This is a genomic window from Secundilactobacillus angelensis (assembly GCF_012641075.1).
Lineage (GTDB): Bacteria > Bacillota > Bacilli > Lactobacillales > Lactobacillaceae > Secundilactobacillus > Secundilactobacillus angelensis.
The window spans coordinates 146259-159519 of the sequence record NZ_JAAXLJ010000001.1; the positions used below are offsets into that span (position 1 = coordinate 146259).

The window sequence follows — 13261 nt, forward strand, 5'->3', positions numbered from 1 at the left end:
GGCATTGAAAATATGTTGAATCAAGCGTTTTATTTTGAACTAATCCTGTGACAACCCAGATAAGAGAGTAAAATTAAACCAGTAAAGATAAAATCGGAAAGAAGTAGGGACCAATGACTGTTCAGTTAAAATCCGCAAAACCGTCAACGCAAATGTATCCCAGAACAGCGTCCCACCCACAAGCGCATTATAAATATGTTATTGGGGCAACGACTGAAGTGAAACACCCACTGGTGGCACCACAAAAGCAGTTGGAAGCGATGCAGCGAACAAGTAAGCGAAAAAAGCATTCCTGGATCGCTACCATTGGCACGACGTTACTCGTCATCAAAATTGTGAATTGGATCTGGCCGTATGTCGAGTGGTGGGTGATTGATATTGGTTTAATAATACTCATGCTTTTGACACCAATACTGATGATTAAATTCTTCATCTGGCTTGACAATAAAACGGGTGGCGGTGGTGGCTACTCGGGAGACTCCTATGATGACAGCTATGACGCGGGCTGGTTTGATTCCTGGGCGTATCATAATAATGACCATGATGATAATTTGTACTGAGTGACTGTTTCTGTATCAAGTTATGTGTCCAAATACTGACGACGTAAAAAGCTGAAATGGAATTTGGGAGAGTTGATTCATGCATCTGAAGAAGTTGGCTATGCTAGGAAGTGCCGTTTTGTCATTGGGAGTTGGAATGACAGCTGCTCAGACAAAAGCATCAGCCCATAGTTTTTTCTATTGGGAGCATCCACATTGGGTGACCGTTCGTAAAACTACTACAATTGCTAAAATTCATAATACGTACCCTCTTTACAAGAGTTATAGCGTTGGAGAATGGATTGTATATCCTGGCTATCATTTAAAAGTTCATCATGGAGCTAGTTATGACTGGTTAGTAGAGAGCGGCAAGTTTAACACTAATAGCTATTACACTTATGCTGTGGAACGTGGATCAGGAACAAAGTGGTTTCGCCAAGGAATTCACTAGTCAATTAACAGGAGGATAATCTGTTGAAAATAAAATCATGCGCAATGCTGGGTCTTGCTGTTGTTTCACTAGGAACCGGTTTAGTAACGTCACAATCAAAAGCTGAAGCATACACAACATATCATTCGGTTCCGCACGCACTTCGTGGATATTATATTTCTGAATCAGCTAATGACTCGATGAAAATTACTCAGCACATGGTAGTTGACGGCTCACCGCTGGCTGATTCTTATCGATATCACGTTAGAAAAGTTAATTATAGCAATCATATTTACCATCTTCATTCATATATTGACCTGGGTGGTCGTACCTACTTCACTTTAAAAATTAACCATTATGCTAGAACTAAAATAAAATCTGGCAGTGCTTATTATCATAAGGTCAGTAAGGCTAAGTACTATCATTTTTTGAATCACTTTAATCCTGAATATAACTATGATGATTAATATTTTAAATTAAGTAGCAGACAGGTAGAGTGTTTCTTGATTTGAAAGAATCACAAAAGGAGTGCTGATCAATTCGATCGGCGCTCCTTTTGAGTGTGAGTGTAATAACTAGACATTTTCCTAATGCTCACCAGTGGCTTTATCATCCTTATCCGGCGCAGCATTTTTCTGCTCGTCGCTCCACATGTCTTTAATCTCTTTTTCGATCTTATCTTCAATTTCCGGATGCTTTTCCAAGAAATTAATCACGTTAGGTTGACCTTGTCCTAGCCGTTCGTTTTGGTAGGAATACCATGAACCGGATTTTTGAACAATATCGTTATCAACCGCGATGGTTAGCAGATCGCCCGCATGGGAAAGTCCCTTACCAAAGAAGTTTTGGACTTCAACTTGTTTGAATGGTGGGGCAACCTTATTCTTAGTCACTTTTATTTTGACGTTCGTCCCAATGATATCTTGGCCGTCTTTGATGTTGTCACGACGACGAATATCAAGCCGAATGGTCGAGTAGAATTTTAGTGCACGGCCACCTGGGGTAACCTCTGGACTACCAAACATCACGCCAACTTTTTCACGGATCTGGTTGATGAATAGCAGTGTAGTTTGTGTCTGATTAGCGACACTTGTGAGGCCCCGTAAGGATTGCGACATCAAACGGGCTTGTAAGCCCACGTGGTTATCACCAATCTCGCCATCAATTTCAGCTTTTGGCAACATGGCCGCAACCGAGTCAAAGACAATCATGTCGACTGCACCACTCTTAACGAGGGTGTCAGCGATGTTAAAGCCATCTTCGGCTGTCCCTGGTTGAGATAGTAATAGTGAATCTAGATCCACGCCAAGATGTTTGGCGTAGGTTGGGTCTAAAGCATTTTCAAAATCGATGTAGGCAACAATTCCATTTTCCTTTTGAAGGGCTGCTACAGCCGTTAAAGCCAAAGTAGTCTTCCCTGACGATTCTGGTCCATAGAGTTCCATGATTCGACCATACGGATAACCGCCACCGATGGCGTGATCTAGTGAGAGTAAGCCAGATGAGAAGCGCTTAATATCAAGATTGGGCTTGTCACCCATGCGCATTAACGCGCCTTTACCAAATTTTTTATCGATTGCTTTTAAAGTTTGATCCAATGCTTGTTTGCGCTCTTTTGAATCTGTCCGTTGCGCTGAATGACCGGGTTCGAATAATTGTAAAGCCATACGGCAATCCCCCTTTATTTCGAACATACGTTCTAAACCATAATACTATTGTAGTCTTATTTATCAGATAAACAAAGTAAAAGAGTAAAATTGATGACGATTGTTTCATGTGGAACAACGCTTCGGTGTCAAACGCAAGGAGATGAAAAATCGACGTCCCAGGATTAACGACTGCGAGGCCGATTTCATTTTTACATACTAATCAAAATGTAGCCACACACAACCCCCAAAGCAATCACCATATTGAGCTTATCGAGTTGACGGCCACGTTGGTAGTAATGCTTGCATTGATTAAAAAGTGATTGATCATTTTCGGATAGCTGTTGATCATCCTTTGCCATGAACTGTTTAAATTGTGCTACTGCACGATTTTGGCGATTTACTTTACCAAACATCACGACAATTGTGATGCCGATGATAATGAGCACGCCAATATAGAGAATGTTTGAAACGGAAGCTGAGACGAGGTCCTTGCCGCCAATCAGCCCGTTAACCACTGTCGCACCCAGTGCCAAAACGAAAATAATCGTATTAAAGATTTCGGTTCGCCAGTAAGAACGAAGATATCGTTGATAATATTTTAATTCATTTTGCATAGTCATTAAGTCCCTTTCGGAAGAAGGTTACTTAGACATTATAGTCTCATTGCGCATGGTGAATAAACAAATTGATGTTTTTGTTGTGCAAAAAAGCAATTTTGCAGTTGTTAACGCTACAAAATTGCTTTCTGAAGTTTATATGATTTAGTTACAAGACCGATGACTATTCAGATAGATCAGTTTCTTCCACGTTTTTACGAAGAGCGGCCGCGTTATCGGCAGCAGCCTGCATCTTGCCCAAGGCAAATCGTGCGATTGGACCGACAATCAGTAACTGCAGTGGTATTGCCATGACAACATTGAATAGCCAGGCATGAACGTAGGCGCCAAAACTAACGTTGCCAGCCATGATGATGCCAAAGAGTGACATGCAGGTGACCATGCCTAATACCATTAAAACCGAAATAGTGAGGCCAATCAGTAAAACGTTCTTCTTCATATAATCGTTAATGATGTATTTGAATGCAACAAATTTAGCAATTTTGCCCACTACCAAAAGGTCAAGGATGACAGCGACGAGTAGTCCTCCTGGATATTCAGACAGGGTATCTAATAGGAAACTACTGGTGAATCCTTCTGCTAAAACAACGTTGTAGCCAACCATTACTAAGACCATTAATCCAGCCATGATGGCAGTAAAAACAATTTCTTCTTTAAAATTACGAGGCATGTATTTCTCCATTTCTGTACTTGGGGTTTAATCACAATTTGCTTAGTATACCCAAAGGAGTGGGTGCTTCGTAAGTTACGTTTTGATTACAGAATTGGAAGCGGTTGAGTGAAATATTTTTTTATTTTTCATCATCTTAAATGAGTGGAAAATGAGCCAAGTTAAATTTCAAGAATAATTATGTGAACATTATTTGACAATTAATTTATTGCGTGATAATGTGATATCAACATCAAAGGTCGTAATCTTTAACCTTTTCGTGAGTAGGAATATTACCTCAGGGATCAGAGAAATAGTGGTTGGTGAAAACTATGCAGGGTAATATTGCGAAATACTAAAGAGTTAGGACACGGTTGCCCACCGATATATGGGAGAGAGTGTGAGGTGTTTAACACCTTGAACTAGGGTGGTACCGCGTTAAAAAACGTCCCTTCATTAGAGATAATGAAGGGACGTTTTTTTGTACCTTGATGAAAACATAAAAGGTGGTGTAGATCATGAAGTCTAGCGATATTACTATTCACTGCCCCGAATGCGGGGACATTGTTTTTGAGAAACATAACAATGGCGAAATTATTTGTGCAGAATGCGGTCATGTAATTAACAGTGGCCGTTAAGTCGTGAAACTTAGTCAATCAGCAAGTCAACTATGGCGGTAGTGGACTTGCAATATAGCACAGGAGGTATAAGTATATGGAAAATACCAAAGTAAAACCACATCAAGCTCTCAAAGCGACAGTAACCAGAATCATTGTCACACTAGTTATGCTTTCACCGTTGTTTATTATAATGATTAATTCAAGTTGGTCAAACGTAGATAGCATTTCAGGAACTTTGATTTTGATTATGATGGCAAGCATTGCAATTGGTCTTTGGAAAACGTCCAAGAGTTTAATTCTTGCTATTCAAAAGGGTGCAGATACCGAATACAAAGAAAGATAATCAAAATGTAGGTGATGAAATGTTTGATTTAAATAACCGTGATATTATGTCATCCAGTGAGGCTGCCAAACGTTGGCATAAAGCGGATGATTACGTGCGCCAGGCTTATCGGAAAACACCCTGGAAGTTTCCGGAAGGCACAATTAGAAAGTTTGGCAAGCAGCTCGTTGTCACTCGGGAAGGCATGGAAGTTGTGACCGGATTAACCGAGGAAGAAGCCGCTAATGATGAACATGAATTTTTGCCAAAGACTAACCGAACTGCCTAAACTTAATTATGAAAGAGTAGCAGACTAAAATTAGAACATTAGTACAGGATTAGATGATCACTATGTTGACACCGTTTACATTACTGGCTTATGTTTATGTCCGAAATTCAAGAAATTTTTTGGAGGTAGAGGACATGAATATCATTGATGAGTTAACTTGGCGGGGTGCAATCAACCAGCAGACCGATGCCGAGGGACTCAAAGAGTTGACTGAAAACAAGAGTATCTCGCTGTATTGCGGTGTTGATCCAACGGGTGACAGCATGCACATTGGTCACCTGATTCCGTTCATGATGATGAAACGCTTCGAACTTGCCGGTCATCATCCATATATTCTCATCGGTGGTGCAACTGGCAGTATTGGCGATCCAAGTGGACGTAAGTCAGAGCGGCAGTTGCAAACCATGGAAACCGTGCAGGCCAACGTTAAAGCATTAACACACCAGATGCAAAAATTATTTGGTGGCAGTTCGAATATTTCGTTTGTTAATAATTACGATTGGCTTTCAAAAATTTCATTACTCGATTTTCTGCGTGATTACGGGAAATTAGTGAATATCAACACCATGTTGGCTAAAGACATTGTCGCTAGTCGCCTCGATGTTGGTATTTCTTTTACCGAATTTACGTACCAAATTCTTCAATCTGTCGATTTCCTGACCTTGCATCACGAACATGATATCCAGTTGCAAATTGGTGGTGCGGACCAGTGGGGTAATATTACCAGTGGAATTGACTTGATTCACAAAATTGATGGCGCGGATGAAAAGGTCTACGGACTAACGATTCCGTTAATGCTTAAGGCTGATGGGACTAAGTTTGGTAAAACCGCTGGTGGGGCAATTTGGCTCGATCCTGAAAAGACTTCGCCATACGAATTTTACCAATTCTGGCTTAACCAAGATGACCGGGATGTTGTCAAATACCTGAAGTACTTTACCTTCCTGGATCAGGATGAAATTGCTGAACTGGAACAGAGTGTTAAAAATGAACCTGAAAAGCGCTTGGCACAAACTAGACTTGCTGAAGAAGTGACGAAGTTTGTTCATGGTCAAGAAGCACTCGAGACTGCCCAAAAAATTACCAACATCCTGTTTTCTGGCAATGTGAAAGAACTGTCTGCATCTGAGGTACAAGATGCATTTGGCAAAGCCCCAAGTGTGTCGATTGCCAGCGAACCCAAGAACATTGTGAATCTGCTGGTTGAAACGGAGATTGAACCGTCCAAGCGTCAAGCACGGGAAGACGTGACTAATGGCGCCATTACGATCAACGGTGACCGGATTCAAGAGACCGATTTTGAAGTGGATCCGAGCGCGCAATTTGACGGTAAATTCGTGATTATTCGACGTGGAAAAAAGAATTATTTCCTCGCAAAAGTGCGTTAATGAAAATTAGTTTTTAATTAATTTAACAAAAGCAAAAGGCAATAACCGATACCGGTTATTGCCTTTTTTCGTGCTGTTTCAGGAGATTATTGCAAGGAAATGTGAAATATCATATGCGATATATATAACATAAATGCCCTTTACAGGGTATTTGTGAAAGCGTATTCTCAACTTGAAAATAAATACACAACTTGGAGGCTGTTACCATGGAAATCACAGATTCGAAGATTAACGATCTAAATTTGGACGCCCTGTTCATTGGAGACAAGGCTGAAAATGGTGATTTATACAAGGAATTGCTGAACAAACTGGTCGATGAACACTTAGGCTGGCGGAAGAATTACATTCCTCAGGATAAAAACATGATTTCACCTGAAGAACAACAATCTCCCGAATTTCAAGATACGGTCAACCGCATGCGCAAAGTACTGGATGACGTGTCCAACCGAATTCGGACTGAATCAGTGCCTTGGCACTCAGCTGGTCGTTACTGGGGCCACATGAACTCTGAAACTTTGATGCCAGCATTATTGGCTTACGATTACGCGATGCTTTGGAACGGAAACAACGTGGCCTATGAATCATCGCCTGCTACTTCGCAGATGGAAGAAGAAGTCGGTAATGAATTTGCAACCATGATGGGTTACAAGAACGGCTGGGGCCACATCGTAGCCGATGGCTCATTGGCTAACCTCGAAGGCCTTTGGTATGCCCGGAACATTAAATCGCTGCCATTGGCGATGAAAGAGGTCACACCAGAATTAGTCAAGGGCAAGTCCGATTGGGAACTGCTTAATATGCCAACTGACGAAATCATGAAACTGGTTGAAAAGTCCGGTGAAAAACTAGACGAATTAAAGGCTAAGTCAGCTCGTAGCGGTAAGAATTTACAAAAACTCGGCAAGTGGTTAGTGCCTCAAACCAAGCATTACTCATGGATGAAGGCCGCTGATATTATCGGAATCGGTCTTGATCAAGTTGTTCCAGTGCCAATCGATGAAAATTATCGGATGGATATTGATCAACTCGAACAAATCATTCGCAGCTTGACCTCAGACCACACGCCTATCTTAGGTGTCGTTGGTGTTGCCGGTTCGACTGAAGAAGGTGCCGTTGATCAAATCGACAAGATTGTTGAACTTCGACACAAGCTGCAAAAAGAGGGGATTTACTTCTACCTCCACGTGGATGCTGCATACGGCGGCTACTTCAGAACCATCTTCCTGGATGAAGACAATAACTTCGTGCCATTTGACCAATTAAAAGAACTTCACGCCAAGAATCACGTGTTCACTGAATCAAAAGACTATATCAAAGAAGACGTCTATAACGCCTATAAGTCCTTCACTGAGGCTGAATCGATTACGATTGATCCTCACAAGATGGGCTATGTCCCGTACGCCGCTGGTGGGATTGCGATTAAGGACGTCGCCATGCGCGATACGATTTCATACTTTGCAACCTACGTCTTTGAAAAGGGTGCCGATATTCCAGCGTTGTTAGGTGCCTACATTCTCGAAGGTTCAAAAGCTGGTGCAACTGCCGCAGCTGTTTGGGCTGCACATCACACGTTGCCATTGAACGTAACGGGTTACGGTAAATTAGAGGGTGCTTCTCTAGAAGGTGCCCACCGTTACTACGATTTCCTGAAAGACTTGAGCTTCAAGATCAATGACAAGACGATTGAAGTTCATCCACTCGTCAACCCTGATTTCAACATGGTGGATTACGTCCTCAAGGAAAAGGGTAACGACAGTTTAGCTGACATGAATAAGCTGAACCACCAATTTTACGAGCAAGCCTCATACGTCAAGGGAACCCTCTACAGCAAAGAATACATCGTTTCCCATACTGACTTTGCCAACCCAGATTACGGTGATAGCCCATTGCCATTTGTAAAGAGCTTGGGTATTAGCGAGGCTGACTGGAATAACGTTGGTAAAGTAACGGTGATTCGGGCCTCAGTCATGACGCCTTACATGAATCGCCAAGAAAACTTTGATTACTTTGTGCCAAAAATCAAAGTTGCCATGAAAGAATATCTTCAAAACATCTTCGTGGCAGAAACAACCAAGCAATTATCTTCAGCACAACAGTGAAATAAAGCGGACGGAAGGAAGTTACCATGAATAAACAAGCAACCAAATTGGGCCTAGGTACCTTTATCGGAATGACAATGGCCCTATGCGCGACAGTGCGTTCAATACCATCTGTGGCTGCTACCGGTTGGTCTCAGATTACCTATATGATTTTTGCAGTTTTGTTCTTTGCACTACCAGTTGCTCTGATTTCTGGGGAATTGGGAACAATGCTCCAGGCTGATGGTGGCCCTCAACTGTGGGTCAAAACAGCTCTAGGCGAAAAATGGGGTTTTGTTACTGCCTGGCTCCTGTGGGTTCAAATGTTTCCCGGAATGGTGATGGTGGCCTCGACCATTGGACCGCTGTGGGGGAACACCTTTGGTAACGTACCACTGGGCAACAACCACTGGTTCATTTTAGCTAATATCCTCGGATTCTACTGGCTGATCACCGTTTTGAATTTACGGTATGATATGGCGAAAGTCGGCGGAAACGTTGGGGTCTGGTTAGGGGTCTATATTCCTATCGTGATCATGCTGGTCATGGGGATTGCAGCACTGTTCAAGGAAGGCATTGATCCTGCCAGTTACCTCGGAACGTTCTCAGTTTCAAAGTTAATTCCCAACTTGGGTAATTTACAGACGTTACAGTACTTCGCTGCTATTTCATTCATCTACACCGGTATCGAAATGTCGTCGGTATTTATTCCTCGGCTGCACGATGCTAAGAAAACTTATACGCGCGGTATTTTCGTTGCCTTAGTTGGCTTAATTTTGATGAACATTCTGAACGGAATCTTAGTAGCCAATGCGGTACCAAATGGTCAAATCCAATTATCAAACATCACGCAGCCAATTCTGCTATGGTGCCAGATTCTCGGTTGGCCAACGATTATTGCCAACATCTTCAGTTTCATGGTGGTTATTGGGGTTTTGATTCAATTATCTGCCTGGGTAACCGGGCCATCCAAGACAATGACACAAGTTGCCCGGGACGGTCAGTTACCTGCCAGCTTTGGTTATCACAAGGTAAATAAGTACGGTGTCTCACGCAACGTTGTGTTAACTCAAAGTATCTGCATCTCACTGTTCGCACTGCTTTACGGTGTGATGAAGAACGTTAACAACGTCTTCCTGACGTTAACGAATGCAACAACCGTGATCTACGCCCTGGTTTATATTTTGATTGCCATCGCGCTGATCAAGTTACGACAAACGCAACCTGACTTAGAACGACCATATCGATTAGGTAAAACTGGTAATGCATTAGCCTACACAGTTGCCTACGCCTTGATTTTCGGGATTGTGGTCATTATTGCAGCAACCTTCCTGGCTTCAGATCTACTGCAATCGATTTTCGTTATCGCAATCACGCTCATTTTGTTCATCATCCCACTCATTATTGATCGCAACAAAAATAAGGAATGGATGATTCAAGTTCAAGCTGATTTACAATCGACGAATAACTTCTAGGTTGGCTGGAATGTCGAACAGGAACTTATCTGTTGATAGGTTCCTGTTTTTATTTTGAAAGAGGGCCGATGAAAATGGATTCTTCTAATAAAGCAGCAAGGTTTAGTTTGGGAGAAAGCCTGGTTGTCATGTTAGCCATGTTTACGATTTTAGGCGTGATGATCATTAAATTTGATATGTCGCCGCAGATTCCGATCCTGTTTGTTTTTACGCTGGTTTTGTTCTACGGACACTTTAAGAAATTTTCCTGGGATGAGATTTTTGACGGGGTTTCTGAGGGAGTTGCTCCTGGAATCATTCCCATCTTAATCTTTTTGATGATTGGAATTTTAGTTGCCAGCTGGTTAAAGGCCGGTACGATTGCCGGGATGATGTTTATTGGTTTGAAATTAATTTCTGTGCAATTATTCTTACCAACCGTTTTTGTGATTTGTAGCATTATCGGGATTACAGTTGGCAGCTCATTCACGACCGTTTCCACCATTGGAATTGCCTTTATGGGGATTGGTCATGTGCTGGGATTTGCTGCACCGGTTATTGCTGGCGCGGTCGTCTCGGGTGCGTTTCTGGGCAACAATATGTCGCCGTTATCGGATACATCAAATCTGACCACGGGTATCGCGAAGGTTAACTTGTATACCCATTTGAAAAACATGAGTTTGACGGTTATTCCTGCTGCGACGATCGCGCTAGTGGCATTCACCACGATTGGACTACACTCAGCTAAAAATGCTGATCTCAGCGCGGTTAATTCGATTTCTTCTCAGCTAATGACCGCCTATCATATCTCACTGATGACTTTTTTACCAGTCTTTGTGCTATTGATTTTAGCTTGGCGAAAGGTTCCAGCTATTCCGACTTTATTATTGGGATCCCTAACAGCCATTGTATTAGCGATGTTTCAGGACCGCTCTTTCACATTCGCTCAAATTGGTGATTTGTTGATGAATGGTAACCATGTTGCCAGCTCCAATACGGTTATCAATCGGTTAATGAGCGGTGGTGGCATTACGAATATGCTGAGTTCTGTTGCGCTGATTATTTTGGCACTGTCACTTGGAGGTTTACTGATTAAATTCGGTATCATTGAAGTGTTGATTAATAGCATGCGGAGCCTGATCAGCACCCCTGGCCGGTTGATTCTAGCTACTTTAACCGGTTCGATTGCCGTCAATCTCTTGGTAGGGGAGCAGTATCTTTCGATTATTTTGCCAGGCGAGACTTTCAAAAAATCCTATGATAACTTGCAGGTTGATAAGAAATATCTCTCCAGAACCTTGGCTACGGGTGGTGCCGATATTAACGCACTGGTGCCGTGGGGTGTCAGCGGCATCTTCTGCTCAGCCACTCTGGGCGTGAGTGCGTTTCAGTACATTGGCTATGCCTTTTATCCTTATTTGAATCCTTTAATGACCATCATTCTTGGGTTTACAGTAGTGACTTGGACTACTAAACGGTTTAAGAAGCGCCACACAGGTACTAATGGCGAGACGAAGGCCAATTTCAGTTAAAGAGCAAGAAAAAACACTTCTATATTAGAAGTGTTTTTTATCGTGAAATTTTGATTGAATTTAAATTATAATTTTGTGTAGCCCATGCCAACAAAATTGCCATCGGAACCAACCCGGTGATTAACCACATTCATATTAACATGCTGTGATTTCTTATTAGGTTGATTGATAGTCTTAAGCATGGCGTTGACGTTGGTCTTTTTTAGAGCGGACAAGTGGCCACTCCAGATCCAACCACTCATCGTTTTAGAGTCATTGGAAATGTAATAGTAAACCGTTTTTTTGCCCTGTTGGTTCTGGACTGTGGCTGACTTGGTTACTGTTAAAGCCACAGTTTGAAAGTTGCTGGCATCATAAACTTTGTTGGTCAGTTTTGCGTTGCTGTAAACATTACCATCAACAGCCTGATACTGCTCAGAATTATTGACTTTAGAGTAAGAAACAACTTTAGCGGGATTGGCTTCAGCAGAAGTTGACTTTTCTGGTAATACCAGGCTGATGCCTCCGATAAATGAACAAGTGACGATAGCTAACAGAATGCCTTTTAGTGTTTTTGATGATTTCAATTTGGACCCTCCAGGAGTGATTTAATAGTTAAATTAGTAACAATGTTGCAAACCTTATTATAGCTCATATGTGAATGTCTGAATAACTATTTTTTTAATTTCTTGACGAAAATTCTTAAAATCGCCGCTACACTCAATTGCTTGTAAACAATGTACTTTTAGTAACAACAAGAGAATCCTTATGAAAATACTCAGCAGCATTTTAATTGAATTCAGAGAATGAAAACAATTATTTTCACAAGAGTGAGGACACTACATTGTGGATAAAAGCCACAATGTATAGTACTCTATTAGTCGTTATTTGGGGTTAATAATAGTTTAAAGGTTTCAATTTAAACCTATTTATGAAATTGAAATTAATTTGAGTGATTTAAGGTTCCTTTGACAATGGAGTGCTTTTGGAGATATTCTATGGAAATTAAAAAAGGACAGCGTCAAAGCTGATTGAAGTATCAGTTTTGACGCTGTCTTTTAAATAGTGATAATTAATATTTAGGGTAATAATGTTCGCCTGAGAAGTGATGATTACCTAAGCTATGGGCAGTTCCTTTACTGGTATAGAAGTGATTTTCTATCCAGAACTCTGCACCGCCGCCTTCGCTTAATACCCGAACTTTCTTGTGATGATAAGTTTTAGTTTCAATTTTGTATGAAGTGCCATCACCCGCTGTTTGGTTCCAGCCCCTTGTATTAGTCCAAGTGGCCTTGCCAATATGGTAAATATGGCCAACCAGCCAAGAAAGATGAGTTTTTGGCTTTTTTGAGTTTATGCTATCGTTTCGATAATGTAATGTTGAAGTACCATGATACCACTTGTGGTCATAATACTCGGAATAGTGAAATTTCTTTGCCGAAAAATGCAGCGTATCATATCTGCCATGGCCGTCATAATGATACCAGGTTCGATGAAGTGATGTTGGAAATGACTTCAAAGTTGTTTTGGCTGATACATGGGTGGGCAGGATTGCCACCGATAAACTTAATACGGCAATAGTCCCTAATATGAAACCGATGAGTTTTCTATTTAACATTCAAGTGAACCTCCCCTTTATTTAAAAAGATTACTCTTAAAAGAGTTATAAAGCCATATCAAGTCAGGGTACATTGTTGATATTTGTATTCGGCAGA

General features: G+C 41.5%; 15 protein-coding genes. 10 read left to right on the top strand and 5 right to left on the bottom strand.

Annotated features, from left to right (window positions below):
- Window positions 1-113 precede the first annotated feature (113 nt).
- The 3 genes from HC026_RS00625 (at window position 114) to HC026_RS00635 (ending at window position 1436) form a co-directional block, all read left to right on the top strand.
- Entirely contained in the window at window positions 114-560 is a 447-nt protein-coding gene (locus HC026_RS00625; RefSeq protein WP_168924034.1) for a hypothetical protein, read from the top strand.
- A 79-nt stretch (window positions 561-639) separates the two neighbouring features.
- Window positions 640-990 (top strand): hypothetical protein, encoded by a 351-nt coding sequence (locus tag HC026_RS00630; protein ID WP_168924035.1) that lies wholly within the window; start codon window positions 640-642, stop codon window positions 988-990.
- 23 nt (window positions 991-1013) lie between these two features.
- The gene (locus tag HC026_RS00635; protein ID WP_168924036.1) at window positions 1014-1436 is read left to right on the top strand and encodes a hypothetical protein; all 423 of its coding nucleotides are present in this window, start codon (window positions 1014-1016) and stop codon (window positions 1434-1436) included.
- Between the two features lie 120 nt (window positions 1437-1556).
- Here the strand turns inward: HC026_RS00635 and recA are convergent, their stop codons facing one another.
- The 3 genes from recA to HC026_RS00650 form a co-directional block, all read right to left on the bottom strand.
- A complete protein-coding gene (gene recA / locus HC026_RS00640) occupies window positions 1557-2636 on the bottom strand; it encodes a recombinase RecA (RefSeq protein ID WP_232843545.1) in 1080 nt (359 codons plus the stop codon).
- A 191-nt stretch (window positions 2637-2827) separates the two neighbouring features.
- Entirely contained in the window at window positions 2828-3232 is a 405-nt protein-coding gene (locus HC026_RS00645) for a hypothetical protein (RefSeq protein WP_168924038.1), read from the bottom strand.
- Between the two features lie 166 nt (window positions 3233-3398).
- The gene (locus HC026_RS00650) at window positions 3399-3905 is read right to left on the bottom strand and encodes a DUF2798 domain-containing protein (RefSeq protein ID WP_168924039.1); all 507 of its coding nucleotides are present in this window, start codon (window positions 3903-3905) and stop codon (window positions 3399-3401) included.
- A 497-nt stretch (window positions 3906-4402) separates the two neighbouring features.
- Between HC026_RS00650 and HC026_RS13085 the strand changes: the two genes are divergently transcribed.
- From HC026_RS13085 to nhaC, 7 genes are all read left to right on the top strand, one after another.
- On the top strand, window positions 4403-4522 hold the full coding sequence (locus HC026_RS13085) for a TFIIB-type zinc ribbon-containing protein (RefSeq protein ID WP_168924040.1): 120 nt from the start codon (window positions 4403-4405) through the stop codon (window positions 4520-4522).
- A 76-nt stretch (window positions 4523-4598) separates the two neighbouring features.
- Complete coding sequence (locus tag HC026_RS00660; RefSeq protein WP_168924041.1) at window positions 4599-4847, top strand: hypothetical protein; 249 nt, start codon at window positions 4599-4601, stop codon at window positions 4845-4847.
- 19 nt (window positions 4848-4866) lie between these two features.
- A complete protein-coding gene (locus HC026_RS00665; RefSeq protein WP_168924042.1) occupies window positions 4867-5115 on the top strand; it encodes a helix-turn-helix domain-containing protein in 249 nt (82 codons plus the stop codon).
- Between the two features lie 134 nt (window positions 5116-5249).
- Complete coding sequence (gene tyrS / locus HC026_RS00670; RefSeq protein WP_168924043.1) at window positions 5250-6503, top strand: tyrosine--tRNA ligase; 1254 nt, start codon at window positions 5250-5252, stop codon at window positions 6501-6503.
- 206 nt (window positions 6504-6709) lie between these two features.
- Window positions 6710-8602 (top strand): tyrosine decarboxylase, encoded by a 1893-nt coding sequence (gene tdc / locus HC026_RS00675; protein WP_168924044.1) that lies wholly within the window; start codon window positions 6710-6712, stop codon window positions 8600-8602.
- A 26-nt stretch (window positions 8603-8628) separates the two neighbouring features.
- The gene (gene tyrP, locus HC026_RS00680; protein WP_168924045.1) at window positions 8629-10056 is read left to right on the top strand and encodes a tyrosine-tyramine antiporter; all 1428 of its coding nucleotides are present in this window, start codon (window positions 8629-8631) and stop codon (window positions 10054-10056) included.
- A 74-nt stretch (window positions 10057-10130) separates the two neighbouring features.
- A complete protein-coding gene (gene nhaC / locus HC026_RS00685) occupies window positions 10131-11567 on the top strand; it encodes a Na+/H+ antiporter NhaC (RefSeq protein WP_168924046.1) in 1437 nt (478 codons plus the stop codon).
- Between the two features lie 65 nt (window positions 11568-11632).
- Here nhaC and HC026_RS00690 read toward each other — a convergent pair whose 3' ends face one another.
- Both HC026_RS00690 and HC026_RS00695 read right to left on the bottom strand, forming a co-directional pair.
- Window positions 11633-12133, bottom strand: coding sequence for a hypothetical protein (locus HC026_RS00690; protein WP_168924047.1), 501 nt, complete (start codon window positions 12131-12133; stop codon window positions 11633-11635).
- A gap of 485 nt (window positions 12134-12618) precedes the next feature.
- Complete coding sequence (locus tag HC026_RS00695; RefSeq protein WP_168924048.1) at window positions 12619-13164, bottom strand: hypothetical protein; 546 nt, start codon at window positions 13162-13164, stop codon at window positions 12619-12621.
- Window positions 13165-13261: the final 97 nt, after the last annotated feature.